Source organism: Bradyrhizobium sp. SMVTL-02, from assembly GCF_051853005.1.
In the GTDB taxonomy this organism is placed as follows: Bacteria; Pseudomonadota; Alphaproteobacteria; order Rhizobiales; family Xanthobacteraceae; genus Bradyrhizobium.
Genome location: NZ_CP182469.1, coordinates 8,002,216 through 8,023,635 on the forward strand (window position 1 = coordinate 8,002,216; position 21,420 = coordinate 8,023,635).

A 21,420-nucleotide genomic window follows, 5' to 3' on the forward strand; every position below is an offset into this window, starting at 1 on the left:
CTGCAGTCAAATCGATGGCGCGCGTACTCTCGCCGCGACTGACTTGGCGAACGAGTTTACGGCTGTGTCCTGTTCGACGGACAATCTCCTTGAGTGGCACTGCTTCTCTGACGAGCGCCATGATGGCAGCATTCGTCTGCTTGCGCCGGAGATACCCTTCATACTGCAGCCTTTCCGCGCAAGTGAGCAGTTTTGGATTGATCGTCGTCGCACCGATTGCGGTGCGGATCACCCGCATGGAACGGCGTACCGCGTTGAGGAAGGCCGCGCTTGCGTTCTCCATCAGGTGCCATCGGTCGGCGACCTGGACGGCGTCGGGCAGCGCCTTTGCCGCGGCCTCACTGTAGCCGCGGCCACGGTCGCGCGATACGACCCTGATCTCCGGATGGTCGGAAAGCCAAGCCCGCACCGTTGCAATCTCGCGATCTGGAAGCAGGGTTACGATCCGCCGCCTCTCCAGATCGCACACGATTGTTCCATAGCGATGGTTCTTGCGAAAAGCCCAGTCGTCAATGCCGGCGACGATCAGAGGCTCCGTTCGCGGGCGGGTTCGTCGCCTAATAACCCGCAGCAGAGTATCGTTGCTCACCGGCAGCATCAATCGCTTGGCGAAGCTCGCGGCCGGCCTGCCGCCGAGTGCCAGCCCCAGATGGTGGACGATGCATTCCAGCCGTGCCGTCCGGCGGGACCGGGTCGGGAGAACATCGTCCCCGAACCGTTCAGCGAAAATCCTCCGCCGGCAATGAAGTACCTCGCAAACGAACCGTCGCGTGATCACGCGGAGGCGTATTTGCTTGCCTGCACATGGCAAATCCGCGACTTGTCTGTCGTATCGGCTATGGATTCGGCGCGATCTCGCCCCGCAGAATGGGCACTCGGCCGAGCCGCCTTCGGATCGGACGGCTAAAATAATCGAGTCAGATGAATCACTTACTCTCGATAACCAACCCGCTCGGCACGAGCGACGAAATGCGAATACCGGCTCGCATGGCGCTGATTCCCCCGTTGGAGAACCGCACGCTCCGCAGAAAAATCATCAGATGTGAGTCAGACCTCCAGTCCAACGCCGATTGACACCCCGGCTGAGCGCTTACGGTCCGTTTAGCTGGGCCACTTCCTTTGAGCGTGTGAAGCCAGCCAGCGTACAAGCGCGTCGTCTGCCGGACTGGCCGACGTTGTCTCACCGTCCATTTGGGCACCATGGTAGAAGTTAGCGGTCACGTGACTCGGCGCTCATCTGAGAGAAGAAGCGCTGTCCCTACCACGCGCCGCTAACTCCACCGCCAGCCTCAGCGACGGAAGAAGGCTGACGGTAGGATACATCCACCGCAAAAAGCCGCGGCACAACTGCCAGAGTTGGCCGTCCCCTCCTCCACGACCAGTCTCTAAGCTAGTGCCTCAGGCTTGCAGAGATGGGAGACACCGCATGGCCAAACGCGTACGCATTCGTTGCATAAACAAGACTGACAGGCGAAGCGCACACGAGAGAATCAAAAATGTCGGCGGGCTAAATTCAGACGGAACGCGATGGAAGCTATCCGTTAAGAAGACTATCCGAGACCTCGAAAGCCGCGAGTGGGAGTACTACGTCGAAGAATCAGGCGTCACTGTTGAGGTCATCGTCGCCACCGACGGGCGACACAAGTACATCAAGACAACAGTGGACCGAATTCAACCGGACAATCTCCTTTCGCTCCCTGAATGTCCGTGATGATTGTCGATCCCAGATCGCAGGCAGTGCGGGCGAGACTCGGCGCTGTTCGGTTGCGTTGGATCAGACGCTGTCCCTACCCCGCCCGCGCTGCCGGTGAAGTTAGCGGCACGAGTGCTGTCCCTGCCGCGCGGCGCTAACCTCGGGCCAGCCTCAGCGGCGAAAGAAGCTGACCGCGCTTCCCGTGGGGGAGTGTAGCCCACGGGCCTCAAGTTGTATGGGCGAAAAGTCTGCCTGGCACCTACCTGAATCGGCGGCGGCATTCTGTCGAGCTAGGGCTTTATGCAGCGACGCACGGGCGACGTCGGACATTGGACGCCGCGAATCCGCTGGATCGAATGCTGGGCGCGTCACCCGATCCGCAGATTTTCCGCTGAGTCTTTTCCGCGATTTTTCACGATGTCGAAGCTGACTTTTGCGCCCTCTGCGAGCGAAGTAAAACCAGCCTTCTCAACCGCGGAGATGTGGACAAAGACGTCATTGCCGCCCGAATCCGGTTGAATGAACCCGTAGCCCTTTGTTGGGTTGAACCATTTCACAGTACCAATAGCCACTTTCAGTTCTCCGTTTTCAAATCAAAGCTAGGGTGCGTGGTCGCTCCTAGTGGCGCGCCAACGCCCATGGCTTCAACAAGCTATAGCCGGGCGGCGTGGTCGTCTAGCCTGCAGGCAAGCGCGTCGGCTCGGGCGGTTTCGAGCAGATGGCGCCGATCCGCCCGCTTACTACCCGAGTAAGGTGCGTCCGCTAGCGAATGATTGCTCGGTCAAGATCTTAGACGCGCTGCGCGCGCGCCGAGAGCGCGGTGCGATTGCCGTCGCCGCTGCTTGACCATGATGCCGCACCACCGTCCATTTTGCCTATCACCGTCGCCCAGTGATAGCCCTCACGAAAGCCCTGTTTTTATGCTGCGCGCAGAAGCGCCGACCGACATTCCGCCAACACCAGTCCCCAACAAGGTCAAGAGCACGCCGTTTGGCTCGGGTGTCGTCGTGCTGTCGATTCCGATGGCGGAAAAACTGTTGGTGCTTACCGTGCTGTTGCTGAAGCCGGCAACGCCTTCCATGACGTCCCAGGTTTCGCCGCTCCAGATCAACGCCTCGATTCGAATCTCGCTGTTCACCTCTGTAAAACTTGCGGACGTGGTCGACCGCGAAGCCGTGAACTGATTATAGCTGAGGATGGCCGGGTCGTTATACCACGAGCGTAAAAACCGCTGCGCGGGGGCCGGCCGACTCTGGTAGTTGTGCTTGGCCTTTCCCTTATGGCTGTATCCCAGCGTCAGCTTCTTCCGCGGCTGAGGCTGACAGCGTCGAAGTTAGCGGCGCTTGGTAGGGACAGCGCTTCCCTCTGATTGTGGCGCCGAGTCACGTGGCCGCAAACTTCGACCTTGGGTGATCCAAGTGGGCGGTGCTGGCCAGAGGTTATGCCAAATGACCGGTGTTCAATACTTCGTCACGCGCTACAAGGGCCAATGGGCGGTTTCGCTCAAGGACGTGTACTCCGGTTAAGCGGAGCTCGCGCTCGGAAGCGGGCCGCTAAGCTGATGGGTATGGATGATCTTCATCTCCTAAGCCGGACGGACAGCCAAGCTCGCTCGTGCACGTCAGGCAAGCGATCCAGATTAAGCAAGAGCTACCAAATGAGAAAGATTCGACGTGTTACCAGTTATGATACTTGCTGACGCCTCTTGGTCGGACTTAGACCGAACAGCGCCCGGCGATCCCGATCAGGCGGGGAGATGTTAAATGTCTGCGAGAAGACCTGCACACGAGAAACGCGAACCGAAGACAGGTTCAGAGCCCGACCTAGCCGCCCAGGCATCATTCTCTGAAGCGGATGCCACGACGCACGATATTTGAGACTCAGCGAGGGTCGAATCAAGCCATCCATTTGCGTCTCCAGAGTGGATCCGATCTCTCGAAAAGACAACGGACCTGTACGCTGAGGAAGTGAAGGACGGGTCAAAGCTGTGCTTTCTCTTTGCACGCTCAAGCGAATCTTCTGAAGACTCTTGCCAAATCCAACACTCCGTCGGACGTAATGAAATGCCATCTGGATTTCGCGGAGCGGCTCTGGTCGAAATTGATCAGCGAAGGCTGAGAGATAAGATCACTAAGGCCGGCCCGTCATGTGCGGCACGGTAAGCAATACGAACACTTCAGTTCTCACTCGGGCAAGAACCGCTAGACGCTATTAAGCTGTGTCATCTCCAAGACATCGATGTCCGAAGCTCGACTGCAAGTCGGGAACACCCTGTCAACGCAGCGAGAGGCGCGTTGTGTCACGAGGAAACGCTCGTCGAACACTATTTGGCACATCCATTGCTTAAGATGCAAAGGGAACCCGTCACGATCGTCGCGACCCAAGTCTAAGGGTTCAGTTTGGTCGATTGGATGCATTTGCTAAATTCGCTTGCTGTTGTTGCCGATGCCGAGCAGCCGGTTGGGCGGATTGAGGTACTGTCAGTCGCCGAGCGCACGTATCTGCTGGAGGATCTGAACCGGACGGCGGTGACGTATCCTGAACAGCAGTGCATCCATGAGCTGTTCGAGGCCCAGGTGCGCCAGGCGCCGGATGTTGTGGCGGAGGTCTATCAGGACCAGCGCGTCAGCTATGGCGAGCTCAATGGTAACCGGTATGAGCTCCCACGTCCGCTGTGATCAGCGGGCGCGTGCGTAGCGGATCGGCATCCAGTATTGGCGCAGCGCCTCGACGGCCGCTGGAATATCGAGGTGGGCGTTGCGGAGAAAGTCCTCGGTCTCGCGGCCGCTTCGCGGCGGTCCGAGCAGCGGACGGCCCTGATCGTCGCGACAGTGCAGCAGGACGGGTAGCAGCAGGCCGTGATTGACGTTGCTGGTGTCCAGCAACGGCGCCCACGCCGACAGCCTGAGCCGCATCGCGACATAGAAGCCCTGGCACCAGGGACGCGCATCGATATCGCCATTGACTTCACGCCGGTGCATCGGCGCGAACTGGCGAGGCGTGGTCGAAAGGGTCTGGCTGATCTCGTTATGACGCAGCGCAACGGCGGAGATCGCCGCGAACTCCGGAGTGCCGCCGTGGTTGAAAGCATCGGCATCGATGGCGAGCAGCGGGCAGATCCAGTCGAGTGGGCTCATCGACACTGGTCCAGCCACGATCGCGGCGACGTAGCCGTCGAGCATGGGAAGACTGGTGGCGGCAGGATGCTGATCGACGCGAGCTTGGAGCCATCTCTCGAGTTCCGCAAGCGGCATCGCGGCGGCGGCCATCGACGACGATGTTTTATGGCGACGTGGGCTCATGCGGCAGCTTGTGCGACGCGCTCGCGTGCCGCCTTCCAATTCCAGGCAAGCAGCTCGTGCAGCTGATGGCTCTTGGTTCGCCCTGAAACGATGCGTTCCAGCACGTCGTTCAGATAGGCCTGCGGATCGAGCTCATGGAGTTTTGCCGTGTTCACGAGCGACGCCAGGATTGCCCAGCTCTCAGCACCGCCGTCGCTACCGCTGAACAATGAGTTGCGTCTCCCCATGGCAATCGGGCGCATGGAACGCTCGACCGTATTGCTGTCGACCTCGACGCGGCCGTCGCGGAGAAACAGCGTCAACCCGTCCCAGTGATTGAGCGTGTAGTTGATCGCCTCCGTCAGCTTCGACTGCGAGAAGAGCTGGTCGACCATGGCGGTCAGTCGCGCCTTGAGCGCTGCCATCAACGGTGCGCTCCTGGTGCGGCGGGCGGCCAGCCGCTGCTCGGCGCTGCTGCCGCGGATCTCCGCCTCGATAGCATAGACCGCCTGCAGGCGTTCGATCACCTCGTGCGCGAATGGCGACTGCATCATCTTGTAGATCTCGACGAATTTGCGTCGGGCATGGGCGAGACAAAAAGCAAGCTGGATCGCGCCACCATGGCCGCGGGCGAGCGCCTTGTAGGCGGCATAACCATCCACCTGCAGAATGCCGGAAAAATCCGTCAATTGTCCGGCGATCTCCTCGGTGCCGCGGCCGTCGGCGAACACGTAGGCGACCGCCGGCGGCGAAGGGCCACCCCATGGCCGGTCATCCATGGCATGCGCCCAGAACTGGCAGATGCGGGTGCGATGTCGTCCGGGATCGAGCACGGGCATCGGGGTCTCGTCGCAGAACACGCGCGGCGAGGCCTGAATTGTGCGCAGCTGGAGCTCATAGAGGCTCTTGAGCCACCAGGCTGCACGCTTCACCCAGCCGGCAAGCGTCGCCCGGTCGAGATTGACGCCCTGGCCGGCCAGAATCTGCACCTGCCGATACAGCGGCAAATACCAGGCGAACTTCGAGACCACCACGTGAGTCACGAGCGCGGTCGAGGCCATGCCGCTCTCGATCAGGCGCGGCAACGCCTTCACCTGGACCACGCCATCGGTGCAGCTGCGGCAGCCGTATTTGGGACGGATCGTGCGCAGCACCCGCAAGATCGCCGGGATGATGTCGAGCACCTCGCTGACGTCCTCACCGATCTTGTGGAGCTGACCCTGGCAGCACAGGCAGGCCGTCGCCTCCGGCTCCAGCACCTGCTCGCAGCGCGGCAGGTGCTTTGGGAGTGCGCCGATGTTGCGGCGCGCCTTCTTGCGCACCTTGCCGGGCGGCTTCGCCGCAGGCACATCGTCGTTGGCCTGCACAGGCAACGTGGCATCGGTCTCGAGATCGCCCAGCTCAAGCGCGAGTTGCTCGTCCACGAGCACCGCAAGTCGCTCTGAGCGCTTCCCGAAGATCATCTCCTTGAGCGTCTGCATCGCCACACGCAGCTTCTCGTTCTCGGCGTCAAGCGCGAGCACCATCTCGGTCAGAGCTGACGGATCGGTCGGCAGAGCGTCGGGGCGAATCGCCATGATCGAACGATACATGCGCACGCTACACGCTCCAGCGAAATCCTCACCTCTCAGCCGACAACGGCCGGCTGCTTCACAGGCTTGGGTGAGACACGCGTCCACTCAAGCCCGTCGAGCAGCATCGCGAGCTGCGTCGCACTTAGATGCACCACACCGTCGCGGATCGGTGGCCAGGTGAAACGCCCCTGGTGCAACCACTTCGTCACCAGCACCATGCCGCTGCCGTCCCACGCCAGGAGCTTCACTCTGTCCATGCGTTTGCTGCGGAACACGAAGACGTCGCCACAATACGGGTTCGCACGCAGCGCTTCGCTCACCAGCGCCGACAGCGTGTGCACCGACTTGCGAAAGTCGACCGGCTGCGCCGCCAGCACCACCTTGAGGTCGGAGCGTAGTGCAATCACCGGATGCCCCGAAGCGCCGACAGCACCGTCGAAAGTGTCGCCAGCTCCACGCCCGGCTCAACCCGGATGCGAACCCCACTCAGCTCGATCTCGATCACCCCGCAGGCCTTCGCCGGCGGCGCGGCGATCTCGAAAGGCCTCGTCTGTGATGGCGAACTGCGCTCGGACTCGCCGGCCGTCTCGCCGTCGCTCTCGGCACCAATTTGGATCGGCACGAAGCTCGGCGCCTTGCCGGCCACCGCCGCCGCAACCTGGCGTCGCCACACCGTGAGCAGCCCGCGGGAAACGCCATTGCGCCGCGCCACCTCGGAGATGTTCGCACCCTCCTCAAAGCTCTCCGCCGCGATCCGCGCCTTCTCCTCGCCCGTCCATCGTCGCCGCCGGCGCTCCCCGGTGATCACCTCGACGCGACGATAGGAATCGCCTTCCTGCCTGGCATCAAGCATGGCATTTGCCATCGTTCCACCTCCACCGAACCGCTCATGCCAGGCTGTATCGCGCGCAAGCCGAGGGATGGCTAGGTGGGGGCGTCACGCCGGTTACGCTCAATGCGCGGGCAAACCAGCTGGCGCATCATCTGATCGCCCTCGGGGTGTCGCCGGACGAGCAGGTGGCGATCTGCGTTGCGCGCAGCGTGGCGATGGTGGTCCGGCTGCTGGCGATCCTTAACGCGGGTGGCGCCTATCATCCGCTGGATCCGGCCTATCCGTCGGCGCGGCTGCACCAGGTGCTGGCGCCCCACCTGCTGCTGGCCGACGCGGCCGGACGATCCGCGCTGGGCGGCGAGGCGCTACGCGATTTGACGGTGGTGGATCTGGCGGCAGCGACGCCGGAATGGGCCAATCTCCCGGCGTCGGATCCGGACCCGCGTGCGCTCGGCCTGACCTCGCGCCACCTCGCCTACGTGATCTACACCTCAGGATCCACCGGATCACCCAAGGGGGTCATGGTCGAGCATCGCGGCCTGGTCAATCTCATAGCATGGCATGTGCAAGCGTTGTGTCCGCAACCAGAATCCTGCTGCGCACTCACGGCTGGACCAGCATTCGATGCCAGCACGTGGGAGCTATGGTCTGCGTTATGTAACCGCAGCACATCGCTGCTGCCGCCCAGAGCGGCAGCAGCAGATTCCTTGCGTCTGCTGCAATGGTGGCGAGATCAATCGCTGGCCGTTTCATTTTTGATCACGCCACTGGCTACACTCGCGCTGGAAGATAAGCTCATCAATTCCAGATTGGAGTACTTGCTTGTTGGCGGGGATCGTCTCCCACGTTTGCCTGCGTCTCTACCAGCGGCTCTCAAGCTCATAAACAACTACGGCCCTACCGAAGGGACGGTACACCCGCCTGTTCGCAATCGGACCGCCGATCGTCTCAACGACAGTCTCTCCCCGCCGCATGCAAATCCACGTCGCAAATTCGGACAGTAGCTTGAGTGGATCTCGGAGGAGCACGCAAAGCGTGAGGCGCTTCAGCTCAGCGGTTACGCCAGGAGTGGGTGGAATGGTTAGAAGACTTCGGCCGCAGCCCAAAGACTACGGGCATTTATCGCATCCCTCGGACGGCGCGCCAAGCATTGTGCACATCGGGTTTGGAGCGAACGGTTTTTACACAGTGTGCGCCGCAAGCCCCTAGCGCCATGAGCAGTCAAGATAACAAACGCCTCGTCGCAATCGGCGTGGTTCTCCCGTTTGCGTTGGAGCACTGGCTGAAGCAGCCAGTCCGTGCCATTGTTGTCCTGGTCGGCTTCTTGGGGGCGACGGTTGCCGATCTGTTCATGCCGGTCTATTCCGGCCGTCTAGTGGACGCATTGACCTCGGTCCCCTCCGACCAGGCGGCGCGACATGCGGCACTGATTGCGTTCGCTAGCACCCTCGCGCTTGGTCTGCTCTCGATTGTACTGCGGTTTATGGGCTTGCAGGCGATCGTGCCGTTCACGCTGAAGACCATGTCAGATGTGGCCCGTGGGGGCTTCATGCGAGTACAGCGCTTCTCAACGGACTGGCACGCAAACTCGTTCGCCGGCTCGACCGTGCGCAAGATCACCCGCGGCATGTGGGCGCTCGAACTGCTTAATCATACGATCCTGACGGCATTGTTGCCGTCTCTCGCGGTGCTCGTGGGCTCGACGATCCTGCTCGGCCTGCATTGGCTCGAGCTCGGCGCCGTGTTCGGCTTCGGCGCAGTTATCTATGTCGCCATGACGGCGGCATTCACGATCGGCTACATCGCGCCGGCGGCGCGCGTCTCCAACGCCTGGGACAGCAAAGTCAGCGGCACGCTAGCGGACGCACTCACCTGCAATACTGTGGTGAAATCCTTCGGTGCTGCGGCGCGTGAGGATGCGCGGTTTGACGGGGTGGTCAGACGCTGGCGGGCGCGGGTGCAGCGCACCTGGCTGCGGTCCAACTGCACGAGCACGGTGCAGCAGATGATGCTCTTGTGCTTTCGTGCTTCGGTGATCGGTGGCGCCATCCTCCTGTGGATAGCGGGGCGGACCTCTCCAGGCGACGTCACTTATGTGTTGACGAGCTATTACATTATTCACGCTTATTTGCGGGACGTTGGGATGCACATCAACAATCTGCAGCGCTCGGTGAACGACATGGAGGAACTGGTTACGATCTATGGCGAGCCGATCGGCATTATCGATGCTCCCGACGCCAAGCCGATCAAAATTCACTCTGGGAGGATCACGTTCGAGAACGTCACCTTCCTCTATCACGGCGATCGCGTGCCGCTCTACGACGGACTGTCGATCAACATCCGCGCCGGCGAGCGGATCGGTCTCGTGGGCCGCTCCGGCTCCGGCAAGACCACGTTCGTCAAGCTGCTTCAGCGGCTCTACGACGTCTCCGGCGGCCGGATCCTGATCGACGGCCAGGACGTTGCGAAAGCCAAGCAGCAGTCGCTGCGCAGCCAGATCGCGATCGTGGAGCAGGAGCCAATCCTGTTTCACCGCTCGTTGGCTGAAAACATCTCCTATGGCCGACCCGGCGCCAGCATGGCCGCGATCAAGGACGCGGCGAGGCTCGCCCATGCGCATGACTTCATCATACGATCGCCAAAGGGCTACGGCACGCTGGTGGGCGAGCGTGGCATAAATCTGTCGGGCGGCGAGCGGCAGCGCATTGCGCTGGCGCGCGCGTTCCTTGCCGATGCACCAGTGTTGATCCTGGACGAGGCGACGTCGAGCCTGGATTCAGAATCGGAAGCGCTAATCCAAGAGGCGATGGAACGGCTAATGAAGGACCGCACCTCGATCGTAATCGCGCACCGCCTGTCGACGGTGCGCGGGCTCGACCGCATCCTGGTGTTCGATCGTGGCGAGATCGTCGAGCAGGGCACGCATTCGGCACTGACCGTGCAACCCGGCGGCATCTATCGCAGTCTGTTCGAGCGGCAGGCCGTCTAGTTCGGTCCGCTCTCGGCGGAAGGCCCAGCCTAAAACATGGCTGGCCGCATCTTCTTAGGCCTAATCTAGGGTTCAGACTCAATTGGTCCAATAGGCGACGATGGCGGCGAGGTGGACGGCAGCTAGGAAGTGTCTGGCAAAGGGCCGGCGCCGCGGCAATATCTGCGTCCTGGCCTGGAGTGAGATGAAATGCGCAAGATCTGCAATCAGGGTCGCTCAGCGCGTGGATTTTCGTGGTCCGCCTGCCGCGCGAGCGGCCGATCGCCTGGTCATGCTCCCCCTTTTCCGCCGCTCGCCGAGCGATGCGCTTTGATCGACGTGGAGTCGATGGACAAAGTCACGCCGTCCTTGCCGCAGCGGGCGAGCGCCTCAAAGATCGCCTGCCAATGTCCGCGCTTGGCCCAGCGATTGAACCGATTGTAGATCGTCGTGTAAGGACCATAGTCGGGCAGGCAATCGCGCCAGCGTGCGCCACACTGAAGCATGTGAACGATGCCGCTTATAATGCGTCGATCGCATCGCGTGTCGGGCCAGTCTGGTTTGTTGGCAGATGCGTCTCTATCTGAGCCCACTGCTTGTCATTGAGCCAGAACAGTCATTTGCGCATCGAAGTCCCCCACGCCGAATCAACTCAGCGCGAGGGAATCAGAGTTCGCTATTTAGGTACAGACCCTTCTGTAATGGGCCCGATGATGTCAAGCCTCCCGAGTGAACGCCACGCCGCCGAGCTCATGCTTCTGTTCGTGGTCGACGCCTGGCCGCCACATCATGCTGTCAGAGGGAGCGGTGAGCCTATCTAGATACGCGTGGTTCGTCGGACGACGGCCACTGGGCGTGTAACGGCTTCACCGCATCCACCGTCCCGGCGACGGGACTTCGGGCACCGGGCTTCAGTTCATCCCGGTTGCGTTCTCGATCTCCTCCACGTCTTCTATGCTGCGATTGAGCCCGCTTCGGCCCATCGGTAAGTCGTGCCATCGACCCAGATCCGATGCAGGATCACTGCGAGCTTGCGTGCCAAGGCGACCTTTGCGCGCTTCGAGCCTCTCCGCTTGGCGACGTCCATCCCCCAGCGTTTGAGTTTTGAGAACCGCGTGATGCGCGATAACAGAACGTTGGCGGCTTCATACAAGGCCGTCCGCACCGTCTCATCGCCGGCCAGCGTGATTCCGCCCGTGACGTCCTTTTCTCCCGATTGATATTTCTTTGGCGTGAGCCCGAACAGCGCGCCTGCTGCCTTTGACTTTACAATGCGATGAGGATCATCAAGCGCCGATTTGTAGGTGATGGCCACCAGGGGGCCAACGCCTGGTACTGTCATAAGCCGGCGGCAGACTGCATCATCACGCACAATTGCCAGCACAGCCTTGTGTAGTCTTCCGTATTCTGCCTTCAGGGCCGATCGTGCCGAAAGCATCGCACCAGCAATGCGCTCCAATGTCGCCTGGCCTGCAACCAACTCTCGAATCCGCGCTTCAAAATTTCTTCGCGTCACCGGGCCAACCTTCAGACCGAAGCCGCGCAAAATCCCTCGGATACTTAATTCTACATCGATCAGCCGCCCGAGAAGCTGTTTGCGTGCGATCAGGAGTGCCCGGATCTCTTGCGCATCAACCGACTTTGCGTGTACCTGCCGAAACCATCCCATCCGGATCAACTGGGCGATCCCGCGGGCATCCTTGCGATCCGTCTTGACCGTCATTGCAGATAATGCGGCCTTCACGTGCCGCGTTTCCAGCAGAACTGTTTCAAATCCTGCACCTTTCAGGCCTGCATGCAGCCATTGCGACAGCGGCCCAGCCTCCAGCCCGATCCGCTTCACTGCAAAGCCGAGCGTCTCAAAAAAGTCAACTAAGGCGTCGGGTTCGCTTGCGACCTTCGCTTCCTTCAGGATCTTACCCTGGGCGTCCACAACACACACGCTCGACAGTTCCAATGACACGTCGATTCCGGCATAATTCTCCACGGCTGTCCTCCGTCTCCAGATGCTTGGGGCCGACTCAAGTCGTGACCCCGTTTCATCATCTATCGGGGGACAGCCACCATCATGACCCCTTGCTCCGGAGCCGGGCCCATTACCGCATCTAGTGCGCTCGCACGGATGCGTATTCTCTGCCACGCCCGAAAGATCTCATGACTACGACCTAGAAGACCGGCACAAAGAACACAGCAAGGACGGTTGCTGAGATCATCCCACCGAATACGCCGGTCCCAATTGCGCGCTGGGTTTCGGCGCCGGCGCCACGTGCAAGCATCAGCGGGACCACACCGAGTGCAAAGGCCACCGAGGTCATCAGAATCGGCCGCAATCGACGTCCGGCTGCTTCGACGGCGGCCTTCATTGGGCAATGCCCCTGAATGCGAAGATGCTGGGCGAATTCAATGATGAGAATCGCGTTCTTGGCTGAAAGTCCGGTAATGGTTATTAGACCGATTTTGAAAAAGACGTCATTCTCGAGCCCACGAAGATGGACTGCAAGAACAGAACCGATGATTCCAAGCGGTACGACAAGCATCACCGAGAACGGTATTGACCAACTCTCGTAAAGCGCAGCTAGCACCAGAAAGATGGCCAGCATGGAGAGAGCAAGCAGGAAGGGAGCCTGCGAGGCGGATTGCTTTTCCTGCAGCGACTGCCCAGTCCATTCAACCGCGAAACCTGCGGGCAATTGTGACGCTAGTCCTTCCATTTCCAGCATCGCGTCGCCGCTGGATATCCCGCGTGCAGGCCTGCCTGCAATGCGTGCAGCCGGATACCCGTTATATCGGACGAACTGGAGGGGGCTAGTTTCCCAGATTGGCGTGACGAGCTCTGACAGGGACACCATGGCGCCTGCATTGTTGCTGACATACAACCTAAGCACGTCGTCAACCTGCATTCGGGTCGCAGCATCGGCTTGCACGATCACCTGTTGCATGCGTCCAGCATTTGGAAAATCATTGACATAAGTTGACCCGATGGCAGCCGTGAGGGTATCACTGACCGCGATGAACGATACACCCAGCGCTTCACCTTCTGTCGATCGATCTTCAGCTTGACGTTCGGCGCGCTTGGCAGGCCTTCAACATGGACGTTTCCCACGAGTTTGCTTTGAGCCGCAAGCTGCAACAACTGGGCTTGTGCTGCCATCAATGCAGCAACGTCGCGATTGGCTCTATCCTCTAAACGCAAGGAAAACTCGGAAGTGGTCCCTAGTGATTCGATGGCAGGCGGCTTCAAACTCATGATCAGCCCTTCCGGTGCGCTGACCATGGCTGCCGTTGCGCTGTCAATCTCGTCGTCGATCGTCCCGCTCCGTACGCTCCAATCCTTGAGTGTCGTGAACGAGGTCGCGGTGTTCGGCCCAGAGCCGGAAAATCCGTAACCGATTAGCGAGAGGTTGCCCGCAATGTCTGGGCGTGACCCCACATGTTGGTCATACCGATTCACAATTTCGATGGTGCGCCCTGCCGTCGCGTCGGCGGGCAGGACGAAGGTCGTCAAAAAACTACCTTGATCCTCTTCGGGCACAAACGATGTCGGCAAACGCATATACGCAGCCGCGAGAGCAACGCCGATCACGGCATAGAGCACCATCATCCGGCCGGTCCTCGTGACCATTTTAGCAAGCCATCCGACATAGGCGTTGGTCAACTGGTAAAGGGTACGATTGAACGAGCCGAAGAAGCCTCGTTTTTCATGATGGCCGCCCTCGATTGGACTAAGTAGCGTTGCGCATAGTACTGGTGTCAATGTGAGGGCAACAACAGCTGAAAAGAGGATCGAGACCGTCATCGATAATGTAAACTGCCGATAGATCTCGCCGACCGACCCGCTCGTGAGCCCCATCGGAACGAACACTGCTGACAGAGCGAGCGTGATACCGATGACCGCACCTGTGATCTGGTTCATGGCTTTCTGCGTAGCAGCTTTGGGCGTCAGCCCCTCCGTGGCCATGATGCGTTCTACATTCTCGACTACAACGATAGCGTCATCGACAATGATACCGATTGCCAATACCATACCGAACATCGTGAACACGTTGATCGAAAAGCCGGCCATCCACATCACCGCGAAGGTGCCTAATAGTGAGATCGGGACGGTGATGGCCGGGACCAGTGTGTATCGGACATCCTGAAGAAACAGCAACATGATGAGGAAAACGAGGATCATCGCCTCGAATAGGGTCTGAAGAACATTCTTGATCGAGATCTTCACGAAAGGTGCGGTCTCGAAAGCTACGGCGTAACTCATTTCGTTCGGCATGGCCGGCGCGAGCTCGGCGAGACGGGCCTGGACGGCGGCGGTCGTCCGGATCGCATTTGCGCCCGGCGTCAATTGAATCCCGGCAGCCGTCGCCGGTTTGCCGTTCTCGCGGATTGCAAAAGTGTAAGTTTGTGCACCCAGCTCCACGCGCGCGACATCGGCCAGCACGAGCTTTGAGCCGTCCGGCTCTGAACGGAGCAATATGGCCGCAAATTCTTCTGGCGTTTGCAATTGTCCTTGAACTGTGAGTGGGATGCTCACCTTCTGCCCGGGCACGGTTGGTTCCGAACCGACGCGTCCCGGCGCGATCTGCGCGTTCTGAGCCCGAATTGCTGCTATGATATCAGTTAATGATAGCGAATAAGACACGAGCTTGGTTGGATCAACCCAAATGCGCATTGCGCGTTCCGAGCCAAAAGCCTGCACGCGACCGACGCCTTCAACACGCTTTATTTCAGGAGCAAGGATTCGCAACAGGTAGTCGCCAAGGGCGAGTTCGTCACATTGGCCATTGTTGCAACCGAGCGTCACAATCATGATAAACCCGGTGGAAGCCGATTCCACAGTAACGCCGATTCTGCGCACCGGCTCAGGAAGACGCGCTTCGACACTCTTCAAGCGATTCTGGACATCCACCTTCGCCATTTCGAGATCGGTGCCGGGCTTAAACGTAGCGGTGATGCTCGCCTCGCCCGACGTATCGGCGGTTGATTCGAAATAGAGCAGGTTCCTGACGCTCGACAGCTCTCTTTCAATCAGACTGAGAACGCTGTCGTTGATCGCCTGAGGTGTGGCTCCTGTATGCATTGCATAGATGCTGACTGTCGGCGGCGCGATGTTTGGAGCGCGAGAGACAGGCAGTTGCGGGATTGCCAAGCCCCCCAAGAGAACGACAAATATTGCGATTACCCATGCGAAGACGGGCCGCTCGATAAAGAACTGAGGCATAGCTCTTCTCTCAATGCTCGGCTTGCACGGCGGCGTGCTTGAATGGCTGCGAGTGCACCGTGGCCCCATCCCGCACGCGCTCCTGCCCCTGCACCACGACAACGTCGCCGGCTTTTAACCCCGAAGTAACAATGTAGCGGCCATCCACAACCTCACCCACATCGATGGGGCGTCGGGCCGCTTGCTTGTTGTGGTCGACGATGATGAGTTGCGCTCGGCCCGCCAAATCCCGGATGACGGCTTCCTGCGGCACTAGCAATGCGCTATGCCGCACCACGCGGGGTAAGCGGGCGCGGACATACATTCCTGGAAGCAAGAAGCGCCCCAAATTCTGCATCTCGACGCGCACGGTGATATTGCCCGTGCCGGGATCGACGTTGACGTCCGCGAACAGCGCGCGCCCGGTGACCGGATAAGGCTTTCCGCTCGTGGCGCTAATCTCAACGGGCACCTTAGACAGATAATCAAGCTGCCTAGATTGAACAGACTCGCGGATCGCGTCGATCTGCACAGCAGGTCGGCGAATATCAACGTAGACCCGGTCGATCTGCTGGACGATCGCGAGAGTCTTGGCTCCGTTAGCCGAGACAAGTGCGCCCTCAGTAACAAGCGCCGGGCCGATCTGCCCAGAGATCGGGGCCCTTACTGTTGTGAAAGCCAAATCGAGCCTGCGGCGCTGGAGCATCGCCCGTGCCTCGGCAACATTCGCCTTCGCCTGAGCAAGATTGGTGATCGCATCATCATATGCATCACGGCTGATCGCATTGCTCGTCACCAGCTGTCTTGCACGGTCGAACTTGCTTTCAAAGCGCATCAGACTGGATTCAGCTCGCTGAAGCACTGCGGCCGCGCTGTCGACCTCCGCTTTGAATGGATCAGGGTTGATCTGAAACAGCCCTTGCCCCGCCTGGACTTCCGAGCCTTCGTCGAACAGGCGCTTTTCAATGATCCCGCCGACCTGAGGCCTAATCTCGGCGGTTCGGTAAGCAGCCACGCGTCCCGGCAGTTCGTCAGCGAGCGTCACCGCCTCCGGCTTCACCGTCAGCACCGTGACGAAGGGCAGACTTACTTCTGGTGGTGCGGCCGGCGTGTCGCTGGACTGTTCGCCACTGCATCCAGCGATCAGCAGAGCCGTCGGCACAGCTAACCACAAGCCAGCCCTATCGAGACCGCGCGCCATTATCCTGGATCTAAAGCTATGCGGGTGAAATGAACATTGGTTCGTTATTGCCTCGCTCATGTCGTGCTTGGCCAAATTGTATGGAGTGAAGACAGCTCTGCGCGAACGGCGGGGGGGGTAAATGAAGAGCTTCTGTGAGCCTCATTTTCAGAATTCGATAGGAAGAGCGGAATCACCGTATGCTCCACTGAGGTTAGCGGTGAAATCAGGGTGCTCGATTATGCGCATGCGCCCCCTCCACCTTTGTATGTAACGCAGCGATCCTAGATGAATGTGGCCGCCCGTGCGCATCTCTGCGTTTACCATGATCCGCTCCTAAAGAGTTTATGCTGTGACGCACGTGATGCGGACCGCCGTGCAGGTGTCGTGCCAAAGGAGACACTCATTTGGCACGAAAGGATGACCTCGACGTCGCTACGTCTGACAGACGGATTGTCCAACTTCTGACAAGGAGAGGAACTTTCTACCGGCCCGTCCACGAGCGAGAACGGCTGCGTAAGGGACGAAGCTTACAAGAGCGTAGTGCAAGATCGTGTGTCGGGATGGAGATTTCGACCCTACCTGCATCACCATCGGCGGATGGCGCGTCGATAATACGATCGAGAAGATTGCCTGCTGGCATCGGCAGAGGATCGCCGCTTCCATCCGGATTGCGCGCGGAAACAACCGCCACCGCTAAGAACTATTCCTTGTAAGATCCTAATTGGGATTGTCGCCGCCTTCGTGGCGTTGAAGAAGGCCGGCGATGCCGGTGACGGCAAGAAGGCACGTCGCGGCGAGCAGAAGACCAAAGGCGTGTTGATCAGCTCGACCAGCACGATCCGCAACGCTTTCCGCGAGAAGAACAGCTGGTTCGAGCGCCGACAATTCAGTCGGGCTGCGGCGATCGCCGGCCGCCGAGGATCGGGGCCATTAAAGGCGGGCGGCCAGGTTCGGTCGTTCAGAAGAAGCGAAAGGCACCTACCGAGCTGGCGACCCGCCTGATCGACGGCTGCGTCTAAGTTGCTAGCGACTGGAAACGCGTTTCACGCGCGTTCCTGATCGGCAGCTGGCTCAACATGCTTCAACGCGAATGCGTCCTCGCGGGCTATTACGCTATACGTTCCATACGCCAGGCTGGCGCGAAGGGCTGAAGGTCGTCTGGTTCGCAGCCGAAGCTTCAAAGAGGGCGAAACATAGCGATCGCGCCTAAGAAGCGGGCAATAATTGCGCACCCGTGGCACACAGCGTTCCCAATGCCGTAATTTAGCTCGTCCGATCTGGCTCGGAAAGGGGAGATGCGGAGCGTGCCGTACGTGGTCCGCTGTTCGAGCCACGACTGCCATCGGTTAGCATTCCAGACGGCGTACCGACAACGTACGCGCGGCACGTCACATTCCTGCGGCCGCAAGCCCTTGCGGTGCTTGCGGCCCATCAGGCCCGCGCTTTTCAGTCTCTGAGCCTAGCAGATCGCACGCTATGCGATCTTGATCATCGCCGATACGAAGGCAACCGGCATCACTCCAAAACTTGGTAGGTTGAATTCTGTGGATCTGAGACGTTTAATGACGCTATCGGGCGACTTGCGCTGTGACGCCGGTAACTGGCTGAGATCAACTTGCCGCAACGGCGAGAGGACTTTAGCGGCCCGCTCATCTGTTCGAGCGAGTCTAAGAGGATGGGCCATACAATGTTTCGTGTGTTCTCTCTGCTTGGCTTAACCGTTGCTGCTATGACAAGTTCGAGCGCCCAGGGCGCCGACGCCAATCCAGTTTATGTTGACCAAGGCCCGGATTGGACCGGCTGTCCCTGGCGTGAAAATCCACGCATTGTTAACATACGTTCCGGTGAAATTCCTCGTCGATGCATCGAGTGTTTGGATCGAGAGAAGAGAGCCTCGCTACTTTACCCATGTAGAGGGGACTGGCAACTGCGCGTGAGCAGGCATCGACGTAACGGCAAAGAGCAGGAGCACAATCAAACGTGTCCTGGTATTCCCCTAGGCACAGGCAACTGCGCAGACTGCCGGGGATGCGCTCTCATAACGACGCACATTTCGCTCCCGCAGCCTCCACTAAGAGTTCTCGCGTTGTCGTTTCGGCGGATTTGTTCAGAGGCCGACTTGCCGACGGCCTCATCATCCTCGTTCGGCTTGATTACCGCCTCTTGAACATGCTCAAAGAGCTAATGACGCAGCAGGTCATAGCGTCTTGGTATCCGAGCAATGCCTTTTTTTATCTTGTTCGCTCAAAGTCGTCCCGAACTCGTGGCCGCATCGGCTGTTTCCAGAATTGATGTCGTTGCAATCCGTGACGGATAGTGCCTCACTTGGAGGCTCCTGCGTGGCAGCAAGACCAACGTTTTTTGCGGCAACAACGGCTCAATCCGCCGCCATTCCGCGTAGCTGAGCCAGTCCTCACCGCGCTTGATCCAGCGCAACCTTGGATGCGTCCGGCCATGCTATGTTGCTTCGAGATGTCGAATTGCAATCGAGGCACGTCATGAAGGCGTATTTCATCGGAGCTGGCATCGGATCGCTCGCGGGCGCGGCATTCCTCGTTCGCGACGCGCAGGCGCCGGGGCGCGATATCGTGATCTACGAGCCACAGCCGCTGGTCGGCGGCAGCCTCGACGGCGCGCTGCTTGCGAACGGCGCCTATTCGCTGCGCGGCGGGCGCATGCTCACCACCGATCACTACGAATGCACCTGGGACCTGCTGTCGAGCATTCCGTCGCTCGAACATCCCGGCCTCAGCGTGCGCGAGGAGACGATCGCGTTCAATCTGGAGACTCCCGCGCATTCGCAGGCGCGGCTGGTCGACCGCAACCGCTTTAAGGTCGATGTTACGCATATGGGCTTCTCGGCGCGCGACCGGCTCGAGCTGCTGCGGCTCGCCGAGGCATCAGAGGAGACGCTCGGCAACAGCCGCATCACCGACTGGCTGTCGCCCGGATTCTTCGAATCGAATTTCTGGTACATGTGGCAGACCACCTTCGCCTTCCAGCCCTGGCATAGCGCCCTCGAGCTGAAGCGCTATCTGCACCGCTTCATGACGAGTTCCCGCGGATCGAGACCCTCGCCGGCGTCAAGCGCACGGTCTACAATCAGTATGACGCGATCGTGCGGCCGCTCGCCGAATGGCTGAAGCAGCAGGGCGTGCAGTTCGTGCGCGGCACGACTGTCACCGACATGATGCTTGAGGACGACGGCGGGCGCATGCGCGTCCGCCAGCTCATGCTCGATCGCGACGGCCGCACCGCCAATGTCCGCCTCGAGGACGACGACCTCGTGTTCTTCCAGAACGGCTCAATGACGGACGCCTCGAGCCTCGGCACCATGCCGGATCCGGCGCCGCAACTGACCAAGAAGGATAGCAAGGGCTGGGCGCTGTGGGAGAGGATCGCGAAGGGACGTCCCGAATTCGGCAATCCGTCCGCGTTCAACACCTCAATCCCCGAATCCTACTGGCTGTCGTTCACCGTTACCTGCAGAGATCCCCACTTCTTCGACAAGATGGAGGCGTTCTCCGGCAACAGGGCCGGCACCGGCGGGCTCGTCACGTTCAGGGATTCGAGCTGGCTGATGTCGGTGGTGCTGTATCATCAGCCGCATTTCGCTGGGCAGCCGAAGGACGTGCAGGTGTTCTGGGGCTATGCGCTGCACCCCGATCGCGTCGGCAATTTCGTGGCCAAGCCAATGTCCGATTGCGGCGGCGCAGAGATCCTGAAGGAGCTCTGCGGTCACCTCAACTTCGACGCGAGCGTGTTCGAGGATGCGATCTGCATTCCCTGCCGCATGCCCTACATCACCAGCATGTTCATGCCGCGCAATCTGGCCGACCGGCCGTTGCCGGTGCCGAAGAATTCGGTCAACCTCGCCTTCGTCAGCCAGTTCGTCGAGATCCCTCATGACGTCGTCTTCACTGTCGAATATTCGGTGCGCGCGGCGCAGATGGCGGTCTATCAGTTGATGAAGGTCGATCGCCCGGTGCCGCCGGTGACCCGTCACGACAAGTCGCTCGCGGTGATCTTCGCGACGCTGAAGAAGGCTTTCGGGTGACGCATTCCCGGGACGGCGTCGCGATCGCGTGACTGCAAGCGGCAGTCTGACGTGAAAGACGGCGCCCCTGACGGGACGTTTTCGGCCCCGATGCGGCCGCCATGCGCTTCGACGATGGTATGCGCGATGGAGAGGCCTATGCCCTTGCATAGGCGTGGTGACAATTACACCAGTCCAGCTTCGCCGTGCTCGATTACCCATGCCCGGCAGCCTTCGCAAAACGGCTGATGTTGCCGGTAAGCGCGTGGTCCGACGCCGTCATCGTCCCCTGGCTGAGCCGCTCAGGGTTATCGGTTTGTAGATAAGCTGGGCGAGAAGGTGTCCGCACTAAAGGGCGGAGATCGTGTGTTCGGGTCCGTGCCTCCTGGCGAGTTGGCGGAAGAAGTCGCAGTGCCCGCCAGTGAATTGTGTCGGATCCCGAATCGTCTGTCATTTGCCCAGGCAGCTGCCTTGCCCGTGAACTATCTTACCGCGGCTTACGGCCTCATGGAACTAGTGGCACTACGCTCTGGACCGAATCTGCTCATTTTGGGCGCGGCGGGAGGTACAGGCACTGCGGCCATCAAGATCGGTAGGATGCTCGGAGCCCACATCATAGCCGCAAGCTCCACGGATGGGAAGCGAGGACTCGCCCGCGC

Annotated in this window: 12 protein-coding genes and 5 pseudogenes; 7 read left to right on the plus strand and 10 right to left on the minus strand. The window is 60.0% G+C overall.

Annotated features, from left to right (window positions below):
* Nucleotides 1–22: 22 nt before the first annotated feature.
* Nucleotides 23–989, minus strand: a pseudogene (locus ACNJYB_RS38330) (ISL3 family transposase); the annotation flags it as partial.
* Nucleotides 990–1,426: 437 nt separating this feature from the next.
* Between ACNJYB_RS38330 and ACNJYB_RS38335 the strand changes: the two are divergent.
* The gene (locus ACNJYB_RS38335) at nucleotides 1,427–1,711 is read left to right on the plus strand and encodes a DUF3892 domain-containing protein (protein WP_082821953.1); all 285 of its coding nucleotides are present in this window, start codon (nucleotides 1,427–1,429) and stop codon (nucleotides 1,709–1,711) included.
* 350 nt (nucleotides 1,712–2,061) lie between these two features.
* On the opposite strand, the gene ACNJYB_RS38340 is transcribed toward ACNJYB_RS38335, so the two are convergent.
* Entirely contained in the window at nucleotides 2,062–2,265 is a 204-nt protein-coding gene (locus ACNJYB_RS38340) for a cold-shock protein (protein ID WP_061877633.1), read from the minus strand.
* A gap of 348 nt (nucleotides 2,266–2,613) precedes the next feature.
* On the opposite strand from ACNJYB_RS38340, the gene ACNJYB_RS38345 reads away from it, so the two are divergent.
* Together ACNJYB_RS38345 and ACNJYB_RS38350 are read left to right on the plus strand one after the other, a co-directional pair.
* A complete protein-coding gene (locus ACNJYB_RS38345; protein ID WP_439371741.1) occupies nucleotides 2,614–2,877 on the plus strand; it encodes a hypothetical protein in 264 nt (87 codons plus the stop codon).
* Nucleotides 2,878–4,092: 1,215 nt separating this feature from the next.
* Entirely contained in the window at nucleotides 4,093–4,371 is a 279-nt protein-coding gene (locus ACNJYB_RS38350; RefSeq protein WP_439371742.1) for a hypothetical protein, read from the plus strand.
* Here the strand turns inward: ACNJYB_RS38350 and ACNJYB_RS38355 are convergent, their stop codons facing one another.
* From ACNJYB_RS38355 to tnpA, 4 genes are read right to left on the minus strand one after another with little or no spacing between them, the layout of a single operon-like run.
* Nucleotides 4,372–4,995 (minus strand): UPF0149 family protein, encoded by a 624-nt coding sequence (locus tag ACNJYB_RS38355; protein WP_439369411.1) that lies wholly within the window; start codon nucleotides 4,993–4,995, stop codon nucleotides 4,372–4,374.
* The gene (gene tnpC / locus ACNJYB_RS38360; protein ID WP_439375492.1) at nucleotides 4,992–6,551 is read right to left on the minus strand and encodes an IS66 family transposase; all 1,560 of its coding nucleotides are present in this window, start codon (nucleotides 6,549–6,551) and stop codon (nucleotides 4,992–4,994) included. Before tnpC ends, ACNJYB_RS38355 begins: the two co-directional genes overlap by 4 nt.
* 50 nt (nucleotides 6,552–6,601) lie before the next feature.
* Nucleotides 6,602–6,955: an IS66 family insertion sequence element accessory protein TnpB gene (gene tnpB, locus ACNJYB_RS38365; protein ID WP_027577378.1), complete on the minus strand. Its 354-nt coding sequence runs from the start codon at nucleotides 6,953–6,955 to the stop codon at nucleotides 6,602–6,604.
* Nucleotides 6,952–7,413, minus strand: coding sequence for an IS66-like element accessory protein TnpA (gene tnpA, locus ACNJYB_RS38370; protein WP_439369410.1), 462 nt, complete (start codon nucleotides 7,411–7,413; stop codon nucleotides 6,952–6,954). The genes tnpB and tnpA overlap by 4 nt, the downstream gene beginning before the upstream one ends.
* A gap of 86 nt (nucleotides 7,414–7,499) precedes the next feature.
* Here tnpA and ACNJYB_RS38375 point away from each other — a divergent pair.
* Both ACNJYB_RS38375 and ACNJYB_RS38380 read left to right on the plus strand, forming a co-directional pair.
* A pseudogene (locus ACNJYB_RS38375) lies at nucleotides 7,500–8,294 on the plus strand (AMP-binding protein); the annotation flags it as partial.
* 299 nt (nucleotides 8,295–8,593) lie between these two features.
* Nucleotides 8,594–10,369, plus strand: a complete 1,776-nt coding sequence (locus ACNJYB_RS38380) for an ABC transporter ATP-binding protein (RefSeq protein ID WP_439375752.1) — start codon at nucleotides 8,594–8,596, stop codon at nucleotides 10,367–10,369.
* A 124-nt stretch (nucleotides 10,370–10,493) separates the two neighbouring features.
* On the opposite strand, the pseudogene ACNJYB_RS38385 reads toward ACNJYB_RS38380, so the two are convergent.
* The 4 genes and pseudogenes from ACNJYB_RS38385 to ACNJYB_RS38400 all read right to left on the minus strand — a co-directional run.
* Nucleotides 10,494–10,964: pseudogene (locus ACNJYB_RS38385) on the minus strand (IS5 family transposase); the annotation flags it as partial.
* A 336-nt stretch (nucleotides 10,965–11,300) separates the two neighbouring features.
* Nucleotides 11,301–12,335 carry an IS110 family transposase gene (locus tag ACNJYB_RS38390; RefSeq protein ID WP_271610751.1) on the minus strand — a complete coding sequence of 345 codons (1,035 nt, stop codon included), beginning with the start codon at nucleotides 12,333–12,335 and terminating at the stop codon, nucleotides 11,301–11,303.
* A 178-nt stretch (nucleotides 12,336–12,513) separates the two neighbouring features.
* Nucleotides 12,514–15,563: pseudogene (locus ACNJYB_RS38395) on the minus strand (multidrug efflux RND transporter permease subunit).
* Between the two features lie 10 nt (nucleotides 15,564–15,573).
* Complete coding sequence (locus ACNJYB_RS38400; protein ID WP_439371743.1) at nucleotides 15,574–16,743, minus strand: efflux RND transporter periplasmic adaptor subunit; 1,170 nt, start codon at nucleotides 16,741–16,743, stop codon at nucleotides 15,574–15,576.
* Nucleotides 16,744–17,466: 723 nt separating this feature from the next.
* Here ACNJYB_RS38400 and ACNJYB_RS38405 point away from each other — a divergent pair.
* Together ACNJYB_RS38405 and ACNJYB_RS38410 are read left to right on the plus strand one after the other, a co-directional pair.
* Nucleotides 17,467–17,727 (plus strand): hypothetical protein, encoded by a 261-nt coding sequence (locus tag ACNJYB_RS38405; RefSeq protein WP_156504716.1) that lies wholly within the window; start codon nucleotides 17,467–17,469, stop codon nucleotides 17,725–17,727.
* A 1,496-nt stretch (nucleotides 17,728–19,223) separates the two neighbouring features.
* Nucleotides 19,224–20,782: pseudogene (locus tag ACNJYB_RS38410) on the plus strand (oleate hydratase).
* Nucleotides 20,783–21,420 lie beyond the last annotated feature (638 nt).

Coding starts and splice junctions, on each gene's coding strand:
- ACNJYB_RS38335 (WP_082821953.1), top strand. CDS start 1,427: ATGGCCAAACGCGTACGCATTCGTTGCATAAACAAGACTGACAGGCGA.
- ACNJYB_RS38345 (WP_439371741.1), top strand. CDS start 2,614: ATGCTGCGCGCAGAAGCGCCGACCGACATTCCGCCAACACCAGTCCCC.
- ACNJYB_RS38355 (WP_439369411.1), bottom strand. CDS start 4,995: ATGAGCCCACGTCGCCATAAAACATCGTCGTCGATGGCCGCCGCCGCG.
- tnpC (WP_439375492.1), bottom strand. CDS start 6,551: ATGGCGATTCGCCCCGACGCTCTGCCGACCGATCCGTCAGCTCTGACC.
- tnpA (WP_439369410.1), bottom strand. CDS start 7,413: ATGGCAAATGCCATGCTTGATGCCAGGCAGGAAGGCGATTCCTATCGT.
- ACNJYB_RS38380 (WP_439375752.1), top strand. CDS start 8,594: ATGAGCAGTCAAGATAACAAACGCCTCGTCGCAATCGGCGTGGTTCTC.
- ACNJYB_RS38400 (WP_439371743.1), bottom strand. CDS start 16,743: ATGGCGCGCGGTCTCGATAGGGCTGGCTTGTGGTTAGCTGTGCCGACG.